The organism is Fibrella aquatilis, assembly GCF_017353255.1.
Lineage (GTDB): Bacteria > Bacteroidota > Bacteroidia > Cytophagales > Spirosomataceae > Fibrella > Fibrella aquatilis.
This window is the reverse complement of sequence record NZ_JAFMYU010000001.1, coordinates 494,100-518,632: the sequence shown is the minus strand read 5'-3', so window position 1 is coordinate 518,632 and position 24,533 is coordinate 494,100. Positions and strand designations below refer to the sequence as shown.

Here is a 24,533-nt window from a genome sequence, read left to right as displayed (position 1 = left end):
CAATCCGAAATCCGCAACCGCAGCGGCGGACCGCCAAAATCCCAAATCCTTATATGTCCACCGGTTTCACCACGCCATCGGTCAGGCCTAGTTTTTTGCCTTTGCCCATTTCGGCGAAGGGGTTGGCCGTGCCCCAGGCGTCGTTGGGGTTGTCTTTGAGGTAGTGCAGGTCCGGGCCGTGGTCGGGGGCAAAAATCAGGCGGGCGCAGGCGTAGAACTCGAAGAGAATGCCGCTGCCGGGGTCGATGATGTAGATGAAAAAGCCCTCGTCGGCTTTGTGGCGGGTGGGGGCGCCCATCACACTCTTGTAGCCGTTTTCGATGAAATAATCCAGAGCCAGCAGCACCTCCTCGCGGCTGTCGAAGTTCCAGGCTACGTGGTTGAAGACTCCCTCGCCCGGTTCCAGGTTGGGGTCGGTGAAGACGGCAATATCGTGCGACAGGTTGCCAATGGTCCACAGGCCTCCTACGGGCGGTATCTCGTCGCTGATGCGGACTTCGTCGGGGTTTTTCAGGCCCATACCCTGCCAGAAGGCCTTTTCTTTACCATACTGGAACTTGGCCACCATGTAGGTGACGTGGTCGAAGCGGCGGGGGTTGGCCCCCAGGCGGCGGTTGCTGGCGTAGCGGTCGGCGTAGACGCTGCCCCGGCTGCCGGTTTCGTTGAGCCAGACCACCTCCCAGAACACCTCGTGGGTATGGCCGTCGGGCGAGAGAAACCGGTAGGCGCGGCCGTGGCCCAGATCACCATCGACCCAGCCTAAACCAGCCCCAATCGACTCCAGGTAAGTAACGCAGTCGTCCAGCGCTTCGGGGCTGTCGGCGCGCCAGCCCAGGTGGCCCAGGCCACCCGTTGCGCGGTGGGTGACCTTCAGGGTGTGGTGAAAATAATCGCCCCAGGCGCGGAAATACACCGACTGCCCGTCACGTCCGGTTTCGTCAAGCCCCACCACGTCGCGGAGGAAATGAACGGATTTCTCGACATCGGGCGAATAAATCTCCAGGTGAGCAAGCTGCGAGAGGTAGTGCGGGTTCTTGGCCATAGGACGTACAACTATTTGACTATTTTATGAGACAAAACTAATCTCATCTTAGTAGTCGATGTAGGCCATAGGCGGCAGAAACTATGCAAAATCCGGCAATTGTCCAGATGTCAGTCAACCAATGCGGCTATGTATGGGGTTATGGTGCTTGTTGGATCTATATGCTGGTCGTCAATTGCTTGTACTGCCTGGGCGTAAATCCGGTCTTGGCTTTAAACAGGCGGCTAAAATCGCTGGGGGTCTTTTCGGTTAGCTTGTAGGCAATGTCGCCGATAGATAGCTGAGTTTGTGCCAGCAGCACTTTGGCCTCGAGCATCAGCATCTCCAGCAGCAGATCCTGCGCCGACTTGGACGTGGTCATCCGAACACATTTGTTCAGGTGGTCGGGCGTGACAGATAGCAGTTCGGCGTAGTCAGTAACGTTCTGTTTTTTGTAAATGTGCTGTGAGAGGACGTGCTTATAGGCCTGGGTAATACGATGCGCCGCGTTGCGGGGGGCGGTAACGGGGGTGCGCGCCATCTGCTTGAGTTCGACAAAAAACGTGGTCAGGTACACCGCTATAATCGACAAGTCGACGTTGTCCTGTTGAGCATATTCCTGTTCCAGCCGGTTGAGCAGGTAAGTTAGCGTGGGCATGGCGGCCGCATCGACCGACACCAGCGGGTTGCCTTCGGGCTGTAGAAAGGCACATTCGCCAAACAGCGGCGTGTGGGGAAAGAGCTGCTCGATCAGGCCCCAGTCGAAGTGGCAGAAGTAGCCCTGCGCGTTGTCGCTCATCCACTCGTGGGCCGATATTTGGTAGGCGGGCAGGAAAAAGAGCGTATTGGCTTCAAAGGCGTAGTCGGTCAGGCCCTTGCTGCGCCTGGAGCTTCCCCTGGTCAGCAACAGGAAATCGAACAGCGTTTTGCGGTGGGGTAAAATGGGAAACTGAAGCTTTGGGCGGATGGCCTCGATCCGGTTAATATGGAAAAGGTCATGTACCGCCGTGCGTTCCACCTGCCAGTCGGAATCCCGAAAGTGGTGGTCGTTCAGCTCAAACGGACGTAGGGTGCGAACCATGGGGATTGTAAGGATTTACGATGTACGATGTACGAATTACGATTTTTGCTGACGCACAAGTACGCTTGCCCTAGCTTATTCGTGCGTCAGCAAAAATCGTAATTCGTACATCGTACATCGTAAATCCTTACAATCCCCAATCCGAAATCATTTCAATGTTCTTCCTCCATCAACGGGGATAATACTGCCTGTTGTGAAGGTGAGCGTGGTGGCAAGGGCTAGTACGGCATTGGCTACGTCGTCGGGGGTGGCCAGGCGACCCAGGGGTGTCAGGTCGGTTTGGGCCTGAATATACGCCGGATCGAACTGCCGGGCGTAGTCGCCAAGCACCCAGCCGGGCGACACCGACACCACCCGAACGGCTGGTGCCAACGCCCGCGCCAGTGAGCGCGTCATGGAATCCATGGCGGCTTTAGAGGCGCAATAGGCCACGTTGCTGCCAATGCCCGTTTGCCCCGCCACCGACGAAATATTCACCACCAACCCGCCTTCGCCACTCAGTAACAACAACTTACACGCCCGGATCATGGCAAAGGCGCCACGCCAGTTGGTTTGAAAGATACGATCTATCCACTCGTCGGTCAAGGCGTCGAGGTCGTCGTGGGGTACGGGCGTGGTGATACCCGCGTTGTTGACCAGGATGTCGAGTTTACCGTAATGGTCGGTCAGGAATTGGGTCAGCAGGGCCAGCCGGTCGGGGTCGGTGTTGGGGGCGTGGAAGACAGCGTGGCCCACGCCCGGCAACGTCTGGAGCAGTTCCCCGGCTTTTTGGGGGTTGCTGTTGTAGGTGATGATGACCGTGGCCCCGGCCTGAGCCAGTTGCCGACAAATGGCCGACCCAATGCCGCCCGCCCCACCCGTTACGAGCGCAATCATACGACTTCGGATGTCGGATTGGGTTGGTCCGCCAATGCCAGATGCCCAGTTTTCACAGGGGCCGTTTCCACTAATTGGCTCGCACACAACAACCCCAGCAGGGCCATTGTAGACGATACCCATAAGAAGGCAGCTGGCGCAACGGTGTCGGACAACACCCCCGCCAATGCGGGCACCATGACCCCACCCACGATTTCGCCAACTGCCGTTGTGAAACCGAGGGCTTTGGCTTTCAGCGAATCAGGTACCGACTCGGAGGGAATCACGGCGGCCACGATGGGCAGCAGGCCCATCATGAAATAGGTTAGGCACATGGCGGGTAGTTGCACACCTGACCCCGCCAGAAAATAAACCGCCAACGGATACAGCGCACCCACCCCGCAAAACAGCAGCACCACCGGCTTCCGGCCAATCCGGTCTGACAGGGCGGGCACAATAATGGACGATAATAGGCCCGACACGCCCAGCAGGCCCATTGTTTTACCCATTTGGTCGGCGGTCATGCCCTGCGCCGTCACGAAATAGTTGGTGATAAACGGTAGCGTAGCAAACCACCAGCCAAACACGCAGCAGGCCGTCAGAACACCCCACCGGATGTTGGTATAGCCGAGCAGTTCGCCCACGTTCAAGGCCGACTGGTCACGTTTACCCGCGCTCGCGGCGGTCGATTTTCTGATCACCTGCCAGGCCAGCAAACCAAACAGCAGGCCCGGTGCCCCGGCCACAAAAAAGGCGTTACGCCAGCCCACGTTCCCGGCAATCTGCACCAGCACCACCGGCGCCAGAATAGACCCAAACAAGGCCGACCCAAACGCCTGTAAGATGCCCGCGTTCAGCCCCAACCGATTCGGCGACGATTCACGCTCCACGAAATTCTGCGCCAACGGAATCACCGGTCCTTCGGCAAAGCCCATTAGCAAACGCGCCAGCAGCAACGTAACAAACGACGTGGCCAACCCCGACCCGAACGAGCAGATGGAAAAAAGGAAAACGGCCACGATAAAAACCACTTTCTTACGATCATTGGCCTCGGCCCAAGCCGTCGAAAAATAGCTCGATACTGCCCAGGCCAGCGACAGCGCCCCCGCCAGCAACCCGATTTGGGTGTTGCTCAGGGCGAGGTCTTTGGCCACGTAGGGCATCAGAAAATTCAGGGCCAGCCGGTCGAAAAACAGGCACCCAAACGTGAGGGCCATTAGCCCTACCAGGGCGTTTTCGTAGGAAAATAGCTTCTTCATGGTCAGGGGTGTTTGTGATCACTAAATAAGGCTACTATAAATTTTTATGCGTCTGAATAATTTTCTGGTAGTCGTAAAAACTCTGTTTTGGAGTGCGCTCCTGCGTAGCGAAATCGACGTAGATTAATCCAAGGCGTTTTGTGTAGCCCGACACCCACTCGAAGTTATCCCAGCCGCTCCACACCATGTACCCATGTACATTGGCGCCTTCTTTTTTGGCTTTCAGCGTATAATCAATATGCCGCCTTATGTAATCCGACCGCATAGGGTCATTAATTTTAGTACCAACTTTTACGTCTTCCGATTTAAAACCGGTACCATTTTCAGTGATAAAAACAGTCGGATTTCCGTATTCGGTTTTCAGGCGCATCAATATCTTGTATAAATAGACAGGCCTGACGGGGCCAACGTTCGATTTTACGGAGTCGGGATTATTATCCAGCCATTTCAGCGACATGGGCGTGTCTTCTCCTTTTACAATGGCGGGTGCATAGAAATTAACACCCAGAAAATCAGGCTTATGCTGCCGAATAAAGGCCATATCCTGCGCCGGGGCAACAAAATCAGGATTGTATTTTTTAAGCGAGTCCAAGGCCATTTTCGGGTAGTGGCCTTTGTATATCGGGTCGAGGAATAAATCGTTGATCAGCACATCCTGAAAGTGGGCGGCTCGTCTGTCAGCAGCCTTTGCGGTGTCCCAGGGGGCGGCCGGGTTCAGGTTGAGTACCAGGCCAATCTCGCCCTTCAGGTGCAGGTCGTGGTATAGTTTTATAATCCGTGCATTGGTCATCAACTGGCGGTGGGCTTTCTGCATCTGACTCATGTAGTATTCTTTGGGAGGTAATTTAGTATCCTGCGCATTGAGCATGTTCTCAACCAGAAAAAACTCGATATATGGCTCATTGAACGTGATAAAATGCTTCACCTTATGGCCATATCGTTTAATGACCGTTGTGGCATAGTTTATATACCAGTTTGGCATGTCTGGATTACCCCACCCCCCTTTTTGCAGCAACACCGCCGGATAATCGAAATGATAGATGGTCACGAAAGGCTCGATACCGGCGGCCAATAAATCATCGATCAATACATCATAATGCGCCAGGGCTTTTTCATTAGCAGCGCCGCTGCCATCGGGAATAATGCGGCTCCAGTCTAACGAAAAGCGATAGGCATTTACGCCCAGCTGTTTCATTAACTGAATGTCTTTTAGGTACTGCGTACGGTCATACATGTTGATCGACACATTGGCCGTTTGTTTTTCACCAATTGTGAATTGGGTAATGCCAACTTTATTGGTCAGAAAATCCCATTTCGATTCGCCCTTGCCGTCGGTCTGATACGCGCCTTCTACCTGATAGGCAGCGGTGGCAACACCCCAGAAAAAAGGTTTTTTCTTCTGAGCCTGGGCAGTGAGAGTGGCGCAAGTCAATAAGCCAAAAAGTAAAAGGCTGTTTTTCATGATAGATAAGAAAATAAGGCCCCCTTCGGGGCGGTCCGACGGGTCGGCTAGGGGGGCATCAACTGTTAAAACTTGTAGCTGGCCGTCAGGAAGTAGGCACGGGGCATAGAACCCTGCGTGGCATAAATGGCGTTGGGGTTGGCGGCCACGTAGGCTTTGGTGAATCCCTGCCGGTTTAGTGCCGCCGGAAAACCGCCTGGACCCGACCACCCCAGAATACCATACGTATTGAAGAGGTTATTGATGTTGGCCTGTAGCGTTAGTTTCGGCGTGACGGTATATCCCGCCGACAGGTCGGCCGTGCCAAACGCGGGGAGCTGAAACGCATTGGGTACGTTGGCCTGCCGCGCACCGAGGTAGGTGTAGTTGAGGGAGGCAAAAAACCTGGTACCGCTGTAGGTTGGGTTGATATTGAAAATCAACCGGGCGTTGTTGTCGGTCTCGTTGCCCGAATAGTCGAGCAGCACGTCATCCTGCGGGCCGGGGCCATTTTCGAGGTAGGCTTTGTAGCTGGTAGCCGTTGACCCCTGCACCGTAGCCCCCGCCCGGACGGCAAACTGCCTCGTCACGTTGTAGCTGGCTTCCAGTTCTACGCCCGTGGTGGTGTATTTGGCAAACTGGGTGCCGGGGTTATAGTTCGAGCCGTTGGCGTTGGTAAAGGTCTGGTTGTTGGGCACGTTGCTCAATACGCTGTAGAACGGCGTAACAAACAGCTTAAGTCGCTGTGTGCTAACCTTGTAGGCGGCCTCGACCTGCTCCACATTCTGCGCCGTAACGGGGGTGTTGGCCAGCGTATAGGGCGTGGTCAGGCCGGTGAAGAAATTCACATCCGGCGATTTGTTACCGTTTGAATAGCGCACGTACACCGCCTGTTTGTCAGAGAAGCGGTAGTTCAGCCCGCCTGAAAAAGATAGGGTGCTGAGGCGCTGATCATAATCGAGGTGGGGACCTTCGGTACCGCCCCCGTTATCATAGAGTGTCAGGGGGTTGCCATCGCGCCCGCCGTTGGTGGGGTCGTTGCGTTTGGGGTTAGGCACAGCCTGCGCGTTGAAGCCTTTAAAGCCAACGCGCTCGTAGCGGATGCCCCAGTCGAGGTTCAGGGCGGGCGTGATGAGCCAGTCGTGGCCCAAAAATAACGCCAGCTGATTCTGGGTGTGGCTGGCCAGGTTGGTGCCATCGCGCCCCACGTCCATGAAACCGTTGGGGTCCGTTACCTGATAAACCTTGCCATCAAGCCCGGTCAGTTTAATATCGGTCAGGTGGGGGCGGTCTTGTAGGGTGCCCACGCCAATACCAAAATCCTGCCCCGACCCTACAATGTCGATGTGTGAGCTGCTGAGGAAAGCGCCCGCCGTGAAACTCATCTTATCGAGTTTCTTCGTGACCGAAAACTGGTCGGTGAACTCACTGCGGTCATTTTTAGAGAAAAACAGCGGCAGGAAAAACAGCGAGTTGTTCTGCACGTTGGCACCGGGGAAGCTGTTTTTTTCGCCCGGAATAAATTTAAACCCCGCAAAATTGCCGTTGATGATATTGGGCAGCTGCGTAACCGTACCCAGCGTTTGGCCCGTTACCCGGTCGGTAAAGGTGTAGGTGCCAAACTTACCGAGGTTATGCGGAATGGCGTAGAACAGCAGCCCATCGACGGCAAAGGGCGTTACCACGGCCGGTACGCTTTGGGTGAAGTTTTTGCTCGATAAACGACCGTCGTTTTTAAGCGTAAAACCACGGCCCAGGTCCTGCACCCAGCTTAAGCCGGCCGTTAGTTCGGTGGCATGAAACTTATCTTTCGACTGGAACGTCTCAGCCCCTGACCCGTTGATGGGCAGTTGCAGCGTCACGTCGGGCAGGTAGTACGAATCGGTGGTGGAAAAACCGGCGGGAATCTGGGGGTTGTCCCACCCCTGCGTCGGGATAAATTCACTCACGGCGTTGCGGTCGTCCAAAAACTTGGCGTACACTTTCAGCGAACCCGTAGCGTATGTCTTCAGGATGTTGGCCCGAAGCTGTCCGCCGTTGTTCATGGCGTAGCCCGGATACCGCGCCCCGTTTGAGGTGCGGTAGAATCCACCCACGTTAAACGTCAGGTCTTTGGCCGCATTCAGCGGACCGCCCACGTTGACATCGGCCCGGTAGTAGGGGTTTTTGCCGTCGCCTTCGAGGCCATATTTTGCCCGTACCTCACCTTGCAGGGTTTTGCCGCCCGTTTTCGATACGTAGTTGAAAATGCCACCCGGCGCGTTGGCCCCCAGAATAGAGGCCGTACCACCGCGCACGGCCTCCACCCGCGCCGTAGAGGCATCTACCCGCAGGTAGCTGTCCACCCCGCTGTTCAGGTTTGTTACGGGCAGGCCATCCTCCTGTAGCGACACATAGTAGTAGCCCGATGCGTTGTCGATAGACCCCGCCGAGATGCCGCGCGAGTAGACCGTGTTCCAGATTTCGCCCCGTGCCTGATTGACGTATACACCCGGAATATTTTTGAGCAGGTCGGCGGCGCTGGTGGCAGCCACGCGCTCTATTTGCTGGGTATTAAGGGTGCTAATGGCCACTGAAGCTTCCAGGCGGGTTCGTTGGTCGAACAGCCCCGTCACGACGACTTCGTCTAAGTTGGCAGCCGTTTCGGTCAGTTGCACCCGCAGCACCCCGCCCCCCGGCACGCTGGCCTTCAGTTCACGCGCCGTGAAACCGATAGAAGAAACCACCACGGTGTAGTCGCCGTTGGCGAGGTTATCGATGGTGAACTGACCGTTGGCGTTGGAAGTAGCTCCTTTGGTGCTGCCTTTGATCACCGCCGACGCGCCCGCCACGGCTTCGCCTTTGGCATCAGTTACAGTGCCCGATATGTTGCCTGTCTGGGCCAGGGCTGTTATGGTCAGAAATAACAGCGCAAGAAATGCTGCCGCCGCGTTGCGTAGCCAGTGTTGCATGTTCAGTGGGAGTTTAGAGAAGTACGGCAGTCTAATCCCGGCCCGACACGCACAGTCAGCTTACCTAATGAGTGGTATCATTGACAGGAATTGTAGGACAAATTTGATAAGCTGATGAACGCCTTAGTTTGCATAAAACGGCTATTACTATGCAAAATCCGTCAATATTTGGCCTGTATAAGGTTATATAGGCTTGTTTTCCAACAGTCTGCCCGAATAGAAGTAACCGCGATCCAAAAATGCTGCAAGCCTGCCGTTGCGGTCAACGCATAAAAAAAAGCCCACTAAGGGGCTTTTTTTAGTTTAGAGTTTTCTGTTTACTGTCTTCTGTTGCTTCGCGCACGCAGCAGTACCAGCGCGAAGCAACAGAAGACTCCCTTTTAATATCCCGGATTCTGTGTTAGCGTCTCTGTGCTCCCTTTTTTGCTGTTCAAGATCTCCTGAAGGGGGATGGGGAAATACTCGTGCTTGCCTTTCACGAACGTCACGCCCTTCAGGTAGGTCCGTTTGCTCGCTTCGGCGGCGTAATAGGCGTTGAGGGTCTGATCGGCAATGCCCCAGCGCACCAGGTCGAACCGGCGGTGGCCTTCCATGGCAAACTCCAAGCGCTCTTCAAACTGCACCGCCTTGCGGGCTACAGCCTTGTCGGTCCAGGGGGCATCGTAGGTGTTGATCACATAGTTAGCGGCGGGTTTGCCGTCGCCCGATTTCACGAATCCGTCAGGGTTGGCGGCCCGTTTACGGACCTGATTCACGTATGCACGGGCCTTGTCGAGGTCGCCGATTTCGGTTTCAACCTCAGCCAGCCAGAGCAGCACGTGGCTATAGCGGATCATGCGGTAGTTGTTGGCGTTGAGGCGCGGGTTGCCCGCAAAGGTGTTCGTGCCCACGTCTGACTTGTACATGACGTGCTTTTTGGGCGAATACGGCCCACCGTAGGCCTGATCGCGCACGTAGGCTTTGCCGGGATGCACGCCCCAGTCGAGGTACTGAATACCCCGCCGACCTACCGTCCAGTCCAACCGGGGGTCAACCGCACCGGCATAGGGCGTAAACGGTGCCGTCGATTCAATGTTCTGGTCAGAGTCTACGTCGCTGGCGTTGAACGTGTCGAGCAGGGGCAGGCCGTTGGTGGTTTTGAAGGCGTTGACCAGGTTCTGCGAGGGCTGGAAAAAGCCGCAGCAGGTGGTCACGCCGCCACCACCGTAGGGGTAGTTGAGCGTAGAACCCGCGTTGCCGTTTTCGCCACCCGATGCCCCGTCGTTGACTGAATACTGCACCTCGAAAATCGACTCGGCGTTGTTGTTGGTCGTGGCCCGGAAGTTGTCGTGATACCGGTCCATGAGCTTATACTGCCCGCTGGCCACGATAGCCTCCAGCAGCGGTTTGGCGTCGGCATACTTAGCCTGAAACAGATACGCTTTGGCCAGCGTGGCTGCTGCCGCCCATTTGGTGGGCCGTCCGGGCTGACTTTGCTTGGCGGGCAGCACGTCGTAGGCCGCTTTCAGGTCGGCCACAATATTGGGCCAGATGTCGGCGGTGTTGGTGAGCTTGGTGCTTTCCAGGTCGTTGGGGTTATACACCTTCTCATCGATGTAGGGTACCTTTTTGTACATCTTCGTCAGCTCAAAATGGTAGTGGCCGCGCAGGAACCGGGCTTCGGCTACCACCTGCGCCTTCTCGGCGTCGGTCATGTCGGTGGCCAGGGCCAGGGTCTGCAACACGTCGTTGGAACGGGCAATGCCGTCGTACATGCCCCGCCATTTGCCCCGGAAATAAATATTGTCCGACTGGATATTGCCCTGCTCGATCAGCGAAATGGGCGGTTGGTCGCCCGCAATTGTGCCCTTGTAGGCATCATCGGAGGCCACGCTGCCGTAGACCCAGTTGTCGGCCCCGACCTGATACGACCGGTAGGCGCCTTCGGGCGTGGCCCAGCCGTCGAGCAGGGCGTAGGCCCCAATGAGCAGGGCATTCACGCCCGCTTTGTTTTGCAGGGTACTCACCGCCAGGGCGGCTTTGGGCTGCACGTCTAAAAACTTGTCGGAACAGGCCGTAGCCACCAACAGACAGAGAAGAGAAAGCAGTATCTTTTTCATGGATGATGTCAGGTTAGAAACTTAGGTTCAGGCCTACCAGCAGGGTTTTTGCCACGGGATACGACCCACCGTCGACGCCAATTTGCCGGTCGTTACCCGCCGTGTAGCTGCGCAGGTTGATCTCCGGGTCCATACCCGAATAGTTTGTCACGGTGAGCAGGTTTTGCCCCTGTACATATACCGACGCGTTGCTCAGCCGCAACGACGACAGCAGGCCCTGCGGCAGTTTGTAGGTCAGCTGGATATTTTTCATGCGGAAATACGACCCACTTTCCAGGTAATACGTAGACGGCTGAATGCTGACCTGATCGCTCGACCTGAGTTGCGGCAGGATGGCCCCGGTGCTGCCCGGCCGCCACGACTGGTAGAGCATGCGGGTGCTGCGGTTGCCGGCAAACGTGGGGAAGTCGGTCCAGTATTTCACGTAGTTGAAAATCTGGTTACCCTGCACGCCCTGGCCAAATACCGTGAGGCCAAAATTCTTATAGTTCAGGCTCAGATTCAGGCCATATGTAAAGGCAGGGTGGGGGTTGCCAATAATACTGAGGTCTTTGGTGTTGATGACCCCGTCGCCGTTCACGTCGCGGAATTTAAACCGGCCCGCAATGTTCTCGGTGGCGGCGTTGCCAAACTGTACCGGGTGCGCTTTGCCTTCTTCGTTGGTCTGGAAAATACCGTCGATGGTGTAGCCGTAGAACGACGAGATGGGGTAGTCCTGCTGCGTGACTACGAAGTTCTGAATCCGCTCATCGTTGATGCCAAAGTACTGCGTGCCCGCGTCGCCGGTAGTTTTGGTCACCACGTTACGGTAGGTGCTGAAGTTGGCCCCCACGTTGTAGGTAAGGCCACCGGAGCCGATTTTATCGCCGTAGTTGATCATCAGATCAATGCCTGTGTTGCGCATCGAACCGATGTTCTGGAACGGGTTGGTAGCCACGCCCTGCGTGAGGGGGGGCGCCACGGGAAAGAGCATGTCTGAGGTGGTGCGCGTATACCAGTCGAAGCCGATGCCCAGGCGGTTTTTCAGCAGCGAGGCGTCGAAACCGATGTTGAGGCTGGTGGTGGTTTCCCACTTGGCTTTGGCGTTGCCAAACTGGGTTAGCTCATAGCCGGGCAGCGACGAGGTGCGCGACCCGTTGATGTCGTAGAAGGATGTAATGGGGTTGGTGCTGAACTGCGTAAACGAGTTGTAGTTACCAATTTCCTGGTTGCCCGTTTGCCCGTACCCCGCCCGAATCTTGAAGTCGTCAACGATTCTGGCTCCGCTCATGAATCCTTCTTTCGACACCCGCCAGCCAACGCTCGCCGCCGGAAACACCGCCGACCGGAACTCCGGCGCAAACCGCGACGACCGGTCGCGGCGCACCGTGAGGTCGATGAGGTATTTATCGTCGAGGCCGTAGTTGATCTTGGCAAATTCCGACGCCAGCCGCCAGTTGGAGGCGCCGCCATTGTTGGTCTGCACGCCCGTGCCCGCGCTCAGGTAGCGGTTTTCGGGGTCGTCGCTGGCGAAGTTGGTGCGGCTGGCATCGTAGAACTCGAAATAGTTTTTGATGGCTTCCGTACCCGCAATCACGTTGATCCGATGCCGGTCACCAAGGCTCAGGTTGTAGGTCAGCGTGTTGTACCAGGTCCAGGTATACTCGTAGTTGTTGTTGGTCGTCAAGCTGTTAGATCCCCGTGCCTCCGCCGATTCGATGTCGCGGATGGTGTAGTTACGGAAATTGAACAGGTTGTAGTCGATCCCGAAACTGGTGCGGGCCGTCAGGTTGGGAATAATGTCGACTTCGGCGAAGGCGTTGCCAAACAGCCGTACCTCTTTCTGAATATTTTCCTTGTTACGGAAAAGCTGGGCCATGGGGCTGTTGGCATTGTCGAGGTCGCCACCACGGGTACCGGCAAAGTTGCCCGCCACGTCGTAGACCGGAATGATAGGCTGAATCCGGTAGGCAAACGAGATGGGGTTGCTCTCGGCGTTATTACCGTTGGGTTGTCCTATTCGTTCGCCGTAGGCCACCTGAAAATTCTGCCCCACGCGCACCCGCTTGGTCACATTAAACTCGGTGTTGGCCCGCAACGAATAGCGCTTGTAGCTCGTGTATTTCATGATGCCATCCTGGTCGAAGTAGTTGAGCGACAGCGCGTAGCGTCCGCCCTCGTTACCACCCGATACGCCGATCTGGTGGTTCTGGATGGGGGCGGGGTTTAGGATTTCATCGAGCCAGTTGGTGCCAATTTTGTTGGCCCGCGTGATGAGCAGAAACTTCGACGAGTTGATGTCGTTGTTGTAATTCACGTACGAACCATCGGGATTTTGGGCTACCCGTGGGTCTGTTGCCGCCGCGCCGCTGGGTAGTATGTATTCGGGAATGACGGGCGTTGGACCGTTGCCAAACTGCGAGTGGTTAGGATTGCCATTGGCCCCCACCACCCCTGAGTTGATTCGCGATTCCCAGGTCAGGCGGGCGTACTCGTTGGTGTTGAGCATGTCGAGCAGCTTGCCGTGTTGCTGCACACCGTAGTAAGCATCATACGTGAATTTGGGCTTGCCTGCTTTACCTTTCTTAGTCGTGATAATCACCACGCCATTACCCGCCCGCGAGCCGTAGATCGACGCTGCCGAGGCATCTTTCAGCACCTGAAGACTTTCTATATCGTTCAGGTTCAAGGTGTTGAGGTTGCCTTTGGTGGGTACACCATCGATTACATAGAGCGGCGAGTTGTCGTTGATCGTACCGAAACCCCGGATACGCACCATCACGCCCCCACCCGGTGAGTTCTCGTTGCCCACCGTGACGCCCGCCACGCGACCCTGCAAGGCCTGCCCCACGTTGGTGGCCGGTACAGACAATAATTGCTTGGTGTCGACCGTGGCCACGGCCCCCGTAATGTCGCGCTTCGACTGGGCGCCATAGCCCGTTACGACTACTTCGCTCAGGTTTCGCACGTCGGTATCGAGCGACAGGTTCACTTCGGTCCGATTACCGATGGTCACCTCCTGCGTGATGTAGCCAATGGCCGAAAAGACGAGCGTGTTCTGGTTGGCGGGTACGGTGAGGGTGTAGGCCCCGTTGGCGTCGGTAGCCATACCGGTGGCCGTGCCCTTCACCACAATATTGACGCCGGGCAGCGGTGTGTTGCCGCCGCTTTCGGTTACCCGACCTGAAATTCGCCGGTCCTGCGCCTGCGCCATAAGGCAAAGGCACATGAGCCAACCCAACAGCAACCAACGCGGGTTGCGCACTGTGTACCGGTAAGCGTGATGCATGAGTAGTAGAGTTTTAGAGTGGTTGTGATTACGATATGGCACTAAAAAATGGCATTGGCTACAGCCTGATTTTTGTACTGAGTAATAAATCAGGCTTGATTTAAAAATACTCTTCTTTTTTAAACAGACAGCTTAATACTTAGAAAAAATACGCAAATGGCGACTTACATAACTAATTGACTGTGATAATTTTATGCTAGTCAAATGGCATTATTATCATTTTTTTAATGATTTATTCGTTCGCTTAATCACGTCCAAAGTGAACCCCATAATTTTCGCCACGACGAGTGGCCCAATAGCAGCAGGTAATTACCGGTTAGAAAATGACTCCCGCCCTCAACGCGCACCAGATCAGCCTCGTAAGCCAGTTGATTATACGCCGCCTCCGACGCCCCAAACAGCCGCGACCACTGCTCGGAGATGTCGGCGTGGACGGGTTCGCCCCGCACCACGAGCCGGTCATCGATGGGGTACTCGAACCGGCGGACGTTACGCACGAAATGCAGGGCAAACTGAAGGACGTCGGGCGTGAGCAGGCCATTTTTAAAGTGAACCAGTTGGTGTTGCACGGCCAGGATCTGCATGAGCCGGGGCGTGGGCGTACGGATGGCGAAGGCGTACGGACGCAGAAAAAACAGCCGCCCCAGCGTTTGCCGCATGTAGTAGCGGCTCAGCCGGTAGCCCAGCCCCCGCCCGGCCAGGGCATAGTCCTGAAACGCCAGCCCGCCATAGATAAACGGCACCTCGCCACGGAAGAAGGGCGTACGCAACCGGTAGGTGTTATACGATTGGAAACCAAGTAGTTGATCGCCACTATGCGCCATCACCACGGTCGGGTTATAGACAAAATGCGCCGACTCGATGTAGTTATTGGCCAACGGAAAACCCGTACGACGAGCCAGGCTGTAGAGTGCCGTAAGCTCATGAGCCTTCAGATCCTGGGCAGGTTTTAGGGTGATGGTGAGCACGAGAAAACCGGGTTGTGGAGCAGGAAGTAACAAAATCCTGCGCCTAACCCGTGTACCGTTTACTCAATTCACCACCCCACCCCGCACCAATAGCAGCCTATTGACTAAGTAGGGCGCTACCTAAATCACTAATTGACAAGCCCTTATATGTTAAACCGACCACTTGATAAATTACGTCAGGGTGATTGTCTGCTTGCCGATCATCATTTGGTTTTATTCGGCAACAATAGCAGCTTACGCACCATTGAAGATTCACATTAGATAAAAGTACGATAAGATTAAAAATATATTAAGTATAGTAACTGGTTCAATAAACAATCTCCATGCCAAACTCTAATACTCTTTTGCCATATTTAATTGAGCTTACGTCTTTCCAAGGCAGCGTCCAGAACTTTTCTTTAGCGATATCTCCATCTTTTAATGTCACCAAACTGTAATAAGGACTTACTGTTTTTATTTGGCTACGACGGTTTCCCATTCTATTTTGACCCCAAGAAACCCCAACGCTATTTTGTTGAATTGCGTAATAAGTATCATTTTTATCGGTATAGCCTATAGTTTCAATACAAATCCATACCCCATTTTTTGGGAAGATTACATTGCATTCTTTAACATCAACTATTATTTTACGTTGTTCTGGCAAAACATCAAAAACCTTCTCAACACAAAGCAAGTTTTTACCAGGCTTCTGTAGGTCATCGCTAAATACCGATGCTTTACATTTGAAAGCTTTTACGAAGTCAGATTTTTTAACCTCTGTGTTATATATTAGGCTGGATATGGTACAATCATCATCAATGGTATTTGAGATAAATACTCCCAGTTGTGCAGCAGAGTTAGGGCAATAAGAATGACTAGACAAGGAGAACCTACGATTCTTGATAGGGCCAACCTCTTGGTCGCGCAAAATTCGCTTCTTGATTTTAACTTCATTTAGTTGAACAGGTTGAGGTATCATATAAAATATCGAATCTTTTCTAAGATCGTTTACCCACACCTCTAACTTGATAAAACCTATCGATGTTATAATTATTGTGTCAGTTTTTGAAGTATCAAAACAAAGATATCCATTTTCATCACTATATGAACCATAGCTACATTTAGTACAAGTAGCTGTTGCATAAGGTACTGGTTGATTATTATCCTTGCTTACGACTTGAAAGCATTTTTGTTGGGCGTAAGCTATTTGTGAAAACGGTACTAGTAATATCAAAATTTTATCGAGCTTCATAAGCTATAATAAGTTTAGGGTATAACAAAAAACATATTGTATATATGTTAGAATTAAAATCCCAATAGCTGTTAACTTTGAAATTAACAGCTATTGGGATTTTACAAATTAATTCGGGTTACATTCATATGGTCTCTGATCCACCCTTTCAGAAATTAAAAATCCAAAGGCGTAAGTTTTTACACTTACAACTTCAACACACGTATTTCCGTAAGCATACTGATGCGCAATAACAGTTTCTTCTCACCCTAGGCTGTGTCTCCACGGGCCTACGCGACCGGATGGCGGACCTTGGCTGACGCGAGCGCAGGCCTGTGGGGACACAGGCCTGGGTTCTGTGGCTACTTATCCCGTAGGGATTTAACAGCGTAGCGTCGGTAGCTGTGGGGTTGGATTTTTACCCACCAGCGTACCGTAGGTACGCCACAAACAGCTAGTCGGTCGCGTACCTACGGCACGCAGGAGCGATTCAGCGCTATTTTTCTACCGACGCTACGCTGTGCTGTCCCGATGGGACAAGAAGCTACACGAGGGTGGGTTTCACCCTGAACTATGTTGCTGCGTTGGTACCGCGTTTACTTCATGTTGTGGTACACCATCTGCACGTCGTCGTCTTCTTCGATGCGCTCGATGAGCTTCTCCACGTCGGCCATTTGATCGTCGGTGAGTTCTTTGTAGTCGGTGGGAATGCGCTCAAATTCAGCACCTTTCAGCTCATAGCCTTTTTCTTCGAGGTATTTCTGCAACGCACCAAAGGCCGTGAAATCGCCGTAGATCACGATTTGGTTCGTCTCCTCGTCCAGTTCCAGCTCGTCGGCACCGAGGTCGATGAGTTCCAGTTCCAAATCTTCCATATCTACGCCCTCGGCGGGAATGCGGAACACCGACTTGCGGGTGAACATGAAATCGAGCATGCCCTGCGTACCCAGGCTGCCGCCCAGCTTGTTAAGGTAGCTGCGGATGTTGGCCACGGTGCGATTCAGGTTATCCGTAGCGGTTTCGATCACCAGCCCAATGCCGTGGGGGGCGTAGCCCTCATACACGATCTCCTTGTAGTCTTCCTGCTCTTTCGACGACGCCTTCTTGATAGCCCGCTCCACATTCTCTTTGGGCATGTTGGCGGCCTTGGCGTTCTGAATAATAGCCCGCAGCCGCCCGTTGGTGTCGGGGTCGGGGCCGGCCGCTTTCACGGCAATCACAATGTCTTTTCCGATGCGGGTGAAGGTCTTGGCCATCTGCCCCCAGCGTTTCATTTTTCGGGCTTTCCGGTATTCAAATGCGCGTCCCATTTTTTTTGAATTAAGAATTAAGAGTTAAGAATTAAGAATTGTCCCGCTGGAGAGCCACAGCCGGATCATTGACGACTTAACCTATGCACCCTTAATTCAGCTTAGTCAATTTAATTCTTAATTATTAATTCTTCATTGAGCATAGCGACGTCCACCATCCCCCTTGTCAGGTCCTCAAACGTGTCGCGCTGACGGATCAGGTGGGGGGTGCCTTCGTAGACGAGTACTTCGGCGGGGCGGGGGCGGAGGTTATAGGTCGAGGCCATGCTGAAGCCGTAGGCCCCGGCGTTTTCTATCGACAGCACGTCGCCGGGCCGCACTTCGGGCAGGTCGCGGTTGGTGGCGAAGGTATCCGTCTCGCAGATATAGCCCACCACGTCGTAGGTGGTTGGCGTACCCATGGGGTTGCTCAGGTTCACAATCTCGTGGTAGGCGTCGTACATCATGGGCCGGATCAGGTGGTTCAGGCCCGAATCGACCTGCACGAAGGTGCGGGTGGGGTGCTGCTTCACCACGTTCACGCCCACCAGCAGGTGCCCCGCCTCGCTCACCAGAAACTTACCTGGCTCGAACCAAAGCTCCAGCGCCCGGCCGTAACGGTCACAAAACGCGCTGAAGGCGTCGGTAATGGCGGTGCCCAACTCGGCCATGTCGGTCACGTGGTCGCCTTCGCGGTAGGCTACTTTAAAGCCACTGCCAAAGTCGATGAACTTGAGGTCGGGGTAATCACCAGCCAGATCAAACAGCACCTCGGCACCCTGCAAAAACGTCCGGGCCGACTTGAAATCGGAGCCGGTATGCACGTGCAGCCCTTCCACCACGATACCGTAGTGGACCACCATGCGGGCAATATCGGCGCGGAGGGCGTGGGGAATACCAAACTTCGAGTCGGCATGGCCGGTCTGGATCTTCAGGTTGCCGCCGTCGGCCACGCTAGGATTAATACGCAGGCAAACGGGCACGGTATGGCCATAGGTGTTTCCCACCTGCTCGAGCAGGGGCAGGCTATCAACGTTCAGGCGCAGGCCCATCTGGATGGCTTCCTGAATTTCGGGCCAGGCGTTGCCGCTGGGGGTATACATGATCTGCTCTGGCGTGTAGCCCGCCAGTAGGGCCAGCCGCGCTTCGTTCACCGACACCACGTCGACCTCCACGCCCTGCATCCGCATCAGTTTCAGAATAGACAGGTTGGTGAGGGCCTTGGTAGCGTACTTTATCCGGAGGTTTATCTCACGGCCCGGCGAGCCGGAAAATGCCGCCCGAAACCGGTTGATCTGGTCAATGATCTTGTCGGCGTCATAGACGTAGAGGGGCAGGCCAAACTCGTCGGCGATGGTGGTGGTGGGAATACCCTGGAGTTGGTACGGTGCTGGCATACGGTGCAAAATAGGCCGCGAATATACAAAATTGGCCTCCAGAGGGCAAATGGATGATCGGGCCTTGTAGTAGTTGGTACAGTGCCATTTACTATTTCATGAGATGACCATAGCCAACTATTAACAACGTTGCTGTATTTTGCCGCTCACTCAAAAGATTGCCACCTACTGTGCCGTCGTACCGCTATTTGTCACCACGCATTCCGTGAAACAGCCGCTTTTTTTAGTGCCCGAAAGCCAGTTGCTACAAAAGTTGGCCAAACGAGACGAGCAGGCGTTTCAATGGTTATACGATCAGTATGCCTATGTATTATATGGGGTAGTTCTCGTTATTGTTGAGAAACCAAACACGGCGGCGCAGGTAGTAGAAGACGTTTTTGTGGCTGCATGGGCTGACTTTGACACGTATGTGCCCCGCCAGGGTAGTTTTTTAACCTGGTTATTGAACCGCGCCCGGCTGGCTGCACATGCCAGTATAAACCAGCAGGAGGCAGATCAATTGCCAGGAAATAGTAAAGATTCTACGGAAGTAGACAATCTAATGGCCGACGAACACCGTATTTTGTTACATAAACTTTATTTCTGCGGGCAGACTGCCGACCAGTTGGCTGCATCTATTCAGTTGCCGCCACAGAAACTGAGGAGGTTGCTACAGGCCACCCTTCAGGAACTTAAACACGTATTTAGCCGATGAACATACCCGAATACATAGATTCCGGCATTTTGGAATCGTATGCGCTGGGAGCCGTCAGCGACCAGGAACGGCGCGAGGTGCAGTGTTTGTCTGCCATCTATCCAGAAGTACGCCAGGAGTTGGATAAGTTGACGCTGGCGCTGGAAAACTACGCGCTCCTGCACAGCACCGAGCCACCACCCGATTTGCAGGACCGCATTCGGAACCGGCTTACCATGGGTGCGCCCGCTCAGCCCACCACAAACGACGAGCCCGCCGCCGACAAGGGTGCCAAAGTAGTGCCGCTTCACCGCGAAGTACCAACGTTTCAGGTAGCCTGGGTGGCCGCTGCAGCCGTTGGCCTGGTGCTCATTGCCTTTGCCTATTTTCTGATCAACCAGCTTAAAACCAAGCAGGCCTACGCCGACGAACTGGCGCAGACCAATTCGCGGATACAAACCGAAGTAGGGCAGTTAAAGCAACAGCAACAGTATAACACGCAGCTAATCAGTCTGTTGCAAACGCCCGGCGTAGAAACAGTTCGGCTGGCCAAAGCAAACCCGGCTGGTGCGCAGGCCGACCTGATCGTGTACTGGAACAAGGCCGACAAGCAGGTGACGCTACAGGTAGAATCGCTGCCCGCCCTGCCCGCCGACAAGCAGTATCAGTTGTGGGCACTAGTGGGGGGCAAGCCCGTCGATGCGGGCGTGTTCAGTACTGACCGGCAGCAGTTGCAACGCACCGCCCGGACCATTGCCGCCGCCGAGGCCTTTGCCGTGACCATTGAAAAAGTGGGTGGTAGCCCAACGCCTACCTTGTCTACCCTACTGGCCATGGGTAAGGTGGGCTAAACTGTGGCGCGGGTTGCCGTGTTGAGCAGGTATGGACATCAACTACCGGTTTTACCCAACCCTGCTCAACACCTTCTCGCGCTACCTGCATGGCGGCAACCTGTCTGAACAGGCCCTGCTCGATGCCATCAACCGGGTGCCGCAGCCTACCACGGCGGCGCAGCAACGGGGTACTTCGTTTGAAGAAACGCTGATTAAAGGCGTTGACGAAGAGCGATTCGACCCCGATATTCTGAAGAAAGTACGCAAACTGCTGCCCCGCCCCATCGTGGAGACGCAGGTGTATTGCCAGTGGCAGATCGACGATGTGCTCTTCTATGGCTACGTCGACCTGATTGGCAACTACAAGGCTGTCGACATCAAAACGACGGGGTCGTACCAGCCGGGGCGGTATTTATTCAACCACCAGAACCTATACCTCCACGCGCTGAAAAAAAGGGGCATCAAGCTCATGGAATACCTCATCACTGACTTCACCGATGTGTATGTAGAAAGCTATTCCCTCACGCACCCCATTGACCGGCAACTCGAAGAGATCCAACAATTCAAGGCATTTATCAGGGCCAACCGGGCGTTGATCACCGACAAGAAAATAGTGGCACAAGATTAGTGGTGAGTGATGAGTGGTAAGCGGTAAGTTTGCTGTCGCCAGCGCGGTTAATCGGGCGGCAGCAAACTTACCGCTTACCGACTCGTCGGACCGCACTCATCACTCACCGTTATCTTCTTATGCTTACTCTTTACCGAACTGTATACACTGGCTTGCCGAGGCGGATGTGGCTGCTGGCGGGGGTGATGCTTATCAACCGCTGTGGCACCATGGTGCTGCCTTACCTGTCGCTCTACATGACCCAGCACCTGCACTTTTCGGTTGAAGAGGCGGGGGCGGTGCTGGCGGCGTTTGGGCTGGGGTCGTTACTGGGCACTTTTTTGGGTGGGCAACTCACCGACAGGCTGGGGTTCTACGCCATCCAACTCTACAGCCTGCTCTTTGGCGGGCTTATGCTCATTGGCCTCCAGTTTGTGCAGTCGTTCTGGGGGCTGTGTGCCATGGTGTTTGTGTTCACCGCCCTCGGTGATGCCTTTCGTCCGGCCAACTCGGCGGCTATTGCTTACTACAGCACCCCCGACACACGTACCCGTGCCTATTCGCTCAACCGGCTGGCTGTCAACCTGGGTTGGGCCGTTGGCGGCGGGCTAGGCGGGCTGCTGGCCAGTGTCGACTACCGGCTGCTGTTTTGGGTCGATGGCCTTACCTGCCTCGCTGCGGCCTTTTTTCTGCTTTATGCCCTACCCCGCCCGGTTCGGGCCACACCTGCCGATGCCGACACAGCATTGACTGACCAGGTAGCTACGCGGTCGCCGTATCACGATGGCCTGTACCTTATTTTCGTGGGCTGTTGTTTACTCTACAAGACTGCCTTCGTGCCGTTTTTTAGTTTTATTCCGCTCTATTTCAAAGAGGAGTTGGGTATCGACGAGGCCGGTATTGGCTTGCTGTCGACCATGAACGGGCTGCTGATTGTAGTGGTTGAAATGGCATTGGTCTATACCCTCGAACGCCGTTTCCAGCGTCGGTTGGGCATTTCGGCGGTGGGCGTGCTGGTGACGGGCCTGAGCTTTCTGGCCCTGGCGCTCACGCAGTGGGCAGGCGTGGCGCTGATCACGATCCTGCTGATGACCGTGGGCGAAATGCTGGCAATGCCGTTTATGCAGACCTTTACGGCCAACCGCGCCAACGACCGCAACCGGGGACAGTATATCGGGCTATATACCATGTCGTGGGCGCTGGCGCAGGTATGCAGTCCCCTGATGTGTTCGCAGGTGGTAGAGCGGGTGGGGTTCACGCCGCTCTGGTGGCTGCTTGCCAGCCTGGCCGTGCTGTCGGCGGTGGGGTTGTTTTGGGTAAACAAGGTCCAGAAATTGAGCTATAAGCCCGCTCAGCAGGCTGCCGTCCAGTAACGGAATCCGGTAAGCTGCCCACTGACGGTTGATCCCTGTTTTGGGCTGCTTCGCCGACGGGTTGTGTTGTTTCATCCGGGTTCGGGTTGGGCAATCTCTTCCTTTTTGCGACCTTGACGATTGTTGCCAACGCACTCGTGAAGCTATCGACCGACATAAAAATCAGGCTTTTTGGCCCATTGGCGCTGTTTTTATTCGGCACCTTCTTTTTTCGGCTGAACTGGTACTTCGAATTTTCGCCCTACCAGATTATTAAAACCGATCTGATTGCGATCTTGGCGGGCTACACCTGTTGGGAGCTAACCCGGCGCGTAGTAGTTTACCTGCAACGGCGCTACCCCAGCCACACTCAAACCCGAATTCGCCTGCGTTGGCTGTTGCTCGCTCTGCCGGTGCTAGCCAACTTCGGCTGGCTGATTCGGAAGGTAGCCCACACGCTGATCGACCAGAAAGGGTGGTTCTGGCCCCACCCCGTTGACTATACCTCATCGCTGGGCATTCAGTTCTTTTACCATTGCGTCTACATGGTGATCTATGAGGGGGGCTATCTGTTGCGGCAGTGGCGGCAAACCTACGTGGAAAAAGAAGCGCTGGTGAAAACCAATATGCAAAGCCAGCTCGACTCGCTGAAGACGCAGATCAGTCCGCATTTTTTGTTTAACAGCCTCAATTCGCTGTCCTCACTCATTGGCGAAAACCCCAGACAGGCCGAGGCGTTTGTCGACGAGATAAGCAGCGTGTACCGTTACCTGCTACGCTCCAATGAGGTTGACCTGACCACCCTGCGCAACGAACTGGCCTTTATCGATTCGTACTTTCACCTGCTTAAGACGCGCTATACGGCTGGTATTGAGCTATATGTGTTTGCGCCCGAACAGGAGCAGGGCCTGTTGCTGCCCCCGCTGACGCTTCAGATGCTGGTAGAAAACGCGGTGAAACATAACATCATGCTGCCCGAACAACCCTTACAGATCGAGATTCTGGCCCGCGACGGGCACCTGATTGTGCGAAACAACCTGCAACGGAAGCAGGCAAGCGTCCCCGCAGACGGGGTTGGCCTGGTCAATATTGCTGCCAAATACCGGCTGCTGGGTACCGCCGGCGTTGATATCCGCGACGACGGCGAATCATTTGTGGTTACGCTGCCCCTACTCACGCCAACCGTTGCCAACACGCCCGCCACGCTGCCTGTGGCCCGTTCGGGGTTGTAGAGGCCTACGCTTTAGCAGGCCTTATCACGGGTTTAACCCCCTTTTTTTGCACTTCATCAGACTACCCGATTGCCTCGAAAGCCTCCTGCTGTTACTTTGGAACAATTACTCATACATCCCCTGTCTAAACACCGCCTGAACTATGCTGAACGTATTTATTGTCGAAGATGAAGAACTGGCTGTCCGTAAGCTGACCAAATTGCTTCAGGAGGTTGATCCCACCATCGAGATTGTGGGTACGGCAGCCAGCGTTCGGGCGTCGGTAAGTTGGCTGGAACAGAACCGCAACAGCGGGCAACCCGCCCCCGACCTGATTCTGATGGACATTGAACTGGCCGACGGACAGAGCTTTGATATTTTCGAGCAAACCCCCGTTGAGTCGCCGGTAATCTTCACGACGTCGTATGACGAATATGCGCTTAAGGCATTCAAAGTCAACAGTATAGATTATCTGCTGAAGCCCATCAAACGGCGCGAGCTGGAGGCCAGCCTGGAGAAACACTACCGGCTGCGTAGTCAGAACACCGCCGTGCAAACCCCCGATCTCGACGCCGGGCGCGTGGCCATCGACGTGCTGGTGCAGCAACTCCGGCAGCAGATTCAGCCCGCCGACTACCGCAAACGGTTTTTGGTGCGTCACCTGCAACAGTGGGTGCCCATTGAGGTGGCCGACGTGGCCTATTTCTACTCGGAAGACGGCGTGAGCCTGTTCCGTACCAACAATAACCAGAAGTTCTCCCTCGATTACACTCTCGACGAACTTGAAGCTATGCTGGACCCGACGCAGTTTTTCCGGGCCAACCGCCAGTTCATTATCGACATCAATTCGGTGCAGCAGATTCACCCCTATTTCAACAACAAATTAAAGCTCACAATCAAACCCGCCCCCACCGACGAGGTCATTGTAAGCCGTGAGCGCGCCACAGACTTCAAGAAGTGGATGGGGAAGTAGAGTGAAAGGGTGAAAGAGTGAAAGAGCGAAAGAGTGAAAGAGTGC

The 24,533-nt window shown here is 54.6% G+C and carries 18 protein-coding genes; 6 read left to right on the top strand and 12 right to left on the bottom strand.

Features of this window, described 5'->3' with window-relative positions:
- Positions 1 to 49: 49 nt before the first annotated feature.
- From J2I48_RS02230 to lysA, 12 genes are all read right to left on the bottom strand, one after another.
- Positions 50 to 1,042, bottom strand: a complete 993-nt coding sequence (locus J2I48_RS02230; RefSeq protein WP_207333733.1) for a VOC family protein — start codon at positions 1,040 to 1,042, stop codon at positions 50 to 52.
- Positions 1,043 to 1,199: 157 nt separating this feature from the next.
- Complete coding sequence (locus tag J2I48_RS02225) at positions 1,200 to 2,102, bottom strand: helix-turn-helix domain-containing protein (RefSeq protein WP_207333732.1); 903 nt, start codon at positions 2,100 to 2,102, stop codon at positions 1,200 to 1,202.
- Positions 2,103 to 2,249: 147 nt separating this feature from the next.
- On the bottom strand, positions 2,250 to 2,978 hold the full coding sequence (locus tag J2I48_RS02220; RefSeq protein ID WP_207333731.1) for an SDR family NAD(P)-dependent oxidoreductase: 729 nt from the start codon (positions 2,976 to 2,978) through the stop codon (positions 2,250 to 2,252).
- Positions 2,975 to 4,216 (bottom strand): MFS transporter, encoded by a 1,242-nt coding sequence (locus J2I48_RS02215; protein WP_207333730.1) that lies wholly within the window; start codon positions 4,214 to 4,216, stop codon positions 2,975 to 2,977. Before J2I48_RS02215 ends, J2I48_RS02220 begins: the two co-directional genes overlap by 4 nt.
- Positions 4,217 to 4,250: 34 nt before the next feature.
- Positions 4,251 to 5,678 carry a glycoside hydrolase family 1 protein gene (locus J2I48_RS02210; RefSeq protein ID WP_207333729.1) on the bottom strand — a complete coding sequence of 476 codons (1,428 nt, stop codon included), beginning with the start codon at positions 5,676 to 5,678 and terminating at the stop codon, positions 4,251 to 4,253.
- Positions 5,679 to 5,743: 65 nt separating this feature from the next.
- Positions 5,744 to 8,608, bottom strand: coding sequence for a TonB-dependent receptor (locus J2I48_RS02205; RefSeq protein ID WP_207333728.1), 2,865 nt, complete (start codon positions 8,606 to 8,608; stop codon positions 5,744 to 5,746).
- 380 nt (positions 8,609 to 8,988) lie between these two features.
- Positions 8,989 to 10,707 carry a RagB/SusD family nutrient uptake outer membrane protein gene (locus tag J2I48_RS02200; protein ID WP_207333727.1) on the bottom strand — a complete coding sequence of 573 codons (1,719 nt, stop codon included), beginning with the start codon at positions 10,705 to 10,707 and terminating at the stop codon, positions 8,989 to 8,991.
- Positions 10,708 to 10,720: 13 nt separating this feature from the next.
- On the bottom strand, positions 10,721 to 13,915 hold the full coding sequence (locus J2I48_RS02195) for a SusC/RagA family TonB-linked outer membrane protein (protein ID WP_207333774.1): 3,195 nt from the start codon (positions 13,913 to 13,915) through the stop codon (positions 10,721 to 10,723).
- Between the two features lie 308 nt (positions 13,916 to 14,223).
- On the bottom strand, positions 14,224 to 14,943 hold the full coding sequence (locus J2I48_RS02190) for a hypothetical protein (RefSeq protein WP_207333726.1): 720 nt from the start codon (positions 14,941 to 14,943) through the stop codon (positions 14,224 to 14,226).
- Positions 14,944 to 15,250: 307 nt separating this feature from the next.
- The gene (locus tag J2I48_RS02185) at positions 15,251 to 16,174 is read right to left on the bottom strand and encodes a peptidase associated/transthyretin-like domain-containing protein (RefSeq protein WP_207333725.1); all 924 of its coding nucleotides are present in this window, start codon (positions 16,172 to 16,174) and stop codon (positions 15,251 to 15,253) included.
- A gap of 575 nt (positions 16,175 to 16,749) precedes the next feature.
- Positions 16,750 to 17,463, bottom strand: coding sequence for a YebC/PmpR family DNA-binding transcriptional regulator (locus J2I48_RS02180; protein WP_207333724.1), 714 nt, complete (start codon positions 17,461 to 17,463; stop codon positions 16,750 to 16,752).
- A 110-nt stretch (positions 17,464 to 17,573) separates the two neighbouring features.
- Complete coding sequence (lysA, locus tag J2I48_RS02175; protein WP_207333723.1) at positions 17,574 to 18,839, bottom strand: diaminopimelate decarboxylase; 1,266 nt, start codon at positions 18,837 to 18,839, stop codon at positions 17,574 to 17,576.
- A 139-nt stretch (positions 18,840 to 18,978) separates the two neighbouring features.
- Here lysA and J2I48_RS02170 point away from each other — a divergent pair, with 139 nt between their 5' ends.
- From J2I48_RS02170 to J2I48_RS02145, 6 genes are all read left to right on the top strand, one after another.
- The gene (locus J2I48_RS02170; protein WP_207333722.1) at positions 18,979 to 19,533 is read left to right on the top strand and encodes a sigma factor; all 555 of its coding nucleotides are present in this window, start codon (positions 18,979 to 18,981) and stop codon (positions 19,531 to 19,533) included.
- Entirely contained in the window at positions 19,530 to 20,363 is an 834-nt protein-coding gene (locus J2I48_RS02165; RefSeq protein ID WP_207333721.1) for an anti-sigma factor, read from the top strand. The genes J2I48_RS02170 and J2I48_RS02165 overlap by 4 nt, the downstream gene beginning before the upstream one ends.
- A 31-nt stretch (positions 20,364 to 20,394) precedes the next feature.
- On the top strand, positions 20,395 to 20,973 hold the full coding sequence (locus J2I48_RS02160; protein WP_207333720.1) for a PD-(D/E)XK nuclease family protein: 579 nt from the start codon (positions 20,395 to 20,397) through the stop codon (positions 20,971 to 20,973).
- Positions 20,974 to 21,092: 119 nt separating this feature from the next.
- Entirely contained in the window at positions 21,093 to 22,325 is a 1,233-nt protein-coding gene (locus tag J2I48_RS02155; RefSeq protein WP_207333719.1) for an MDR family MFS transporter, read from the top strand.
- Between the two features lie 113 nt (positions 22,326 to 22,438).
- Positions 22,439 to 23,536 (top strand): sensor histidine kinase, encoded by a 1,098-nt coding sequence (locus J2I48_RS02150; protein ID WP_229375728.1) that lies wholly within the window; start codon positions 22,439 to 22,441, stop codon positions 23,534 to 23,536.
- A gap of 145 nt (positions 23,537 to 23,681) precedes the next feature.
- Positions 23,682 to 24,488 carry a LytR/AlgR family response regulator transcription factor gene (locus J2I48_RS02145; protein ID WP_207333772.1) on the top strand — a complete coding sequence of 269 codons (807 nt, stop codon included), beginning with the start codon at positions 23,682 to 23,684 and terminating at the stop codon, positions 24,486 to 24,488.
- Positions 24,489 to 24,533 lie beyond the last annotated feature (45 nt).

What these genes read in the sequence shown, in the direction of transcription:
- lysA (WP_207333723.1), bottom strand. Translation starts at nt 18,839, where the DNA reads ATGCCAGCACCGTACCAACTCCAGGGTATTCCCACCACCACCATCGCC.
- J2I48_RS02230 (WP_207333733.1), bottom strand. Translation starts at nt 1,042, where the DNA reads ATGGCCAAGAACCCGCACTACCTCTCGCAGCTTGCTCACCTGGAGATT.
- J2I48_RS02155 (WP_207333719.1), top strand. Translation starts at nt 21,093, where the DNA reads ATGCTTACTCTTTACCGAACTGTATACACTGGCTTGCCGAGGCGGATG.
- J2I48_RS02205 (WP_207333728.1), bottom strand. Translation starts at nt 8,608, where the DNA reads ATGCAACACTGGCTACGCAACGCGGCGGCAGCATTTCTTGCGCTGTTA.
- J2I48_RS02225 (WP_207333732.1), bottom strand. Translation starts at nt 2,102, where the DNA reads ATGGTTCGCACCCTACGTCCGTTTGAGCTGAACGACCACCACTTTCGG.
- J2I48_RS02185 (WP_207333725.1), bottom strand. Translation starts at nt 16,174, where the DNA reads ATGAAGCTCGATAAAATTTTGATATTACTAGTACCGTTTTCACAAATA.
- J2I48_RS02215 (WP_207333730.1), bottom strand. Translation starts at nt 4,216, where the DNA reads ATGAAGAAGCTATTTTCCTACGAAAACGCCCTGGTAGGGCTAATGGCC.
- J2I48_RS02160 (WP_207333720.1), top strand. Translation starts at nt 20,395, where the DNA reads ATGGACATCAACTACCGGTTTTACCCAACCCTGCTCAACACCTTCTCG.
- J2I48_RS02195 (WP_207333774.1), bottom strand. Translation starts at nt 13,915, where the DNA reads ATGTGCCTTTGCCTTATGGCGCAGGCGCAGGACCGGCGAATTTCAGGT.
- J2I48_RS02165 (WP_207333721.1), top strand. Translation starts at nt 19,530, where the DNA reads ATGAACATACCCGAATACATAGATTCCGGCATTTTGGAATCGTATGCG.
- J2I48_RS02210 (WP_207333729.1), bottom strand. Translation starts at nt 5,678, where the DNA reads ATGAAAAACAGCCTTTTACTTTTTGGCTTATTGACTTGCGCCACTCTC.
- J2I48_RS02180 (WP_207333724.1), bottom strand. Translation starts at nt 17,463, where the DNA reads ATGGGACGCGCATTTGAATACCGGAAAGCCCGAAAAATGAAACGCTGG.
- J2I48_RS02200 (WP_207333727.1), bottom strand. Translation starts at nt 10,707, where the DNA reads ATGAAAAAGATACTGCTTTCTCTTCTCTGTCTGTTGGTGGCTACGGCC.
- J2I48_RS02220 (WP_207333731.1), bottom strand. Translation starts at nt 2,978, where the DNA reads ATGATTGCGCTCGTAACGGGTGGGGCGGGCGGCATTGGGTCGGCCATT.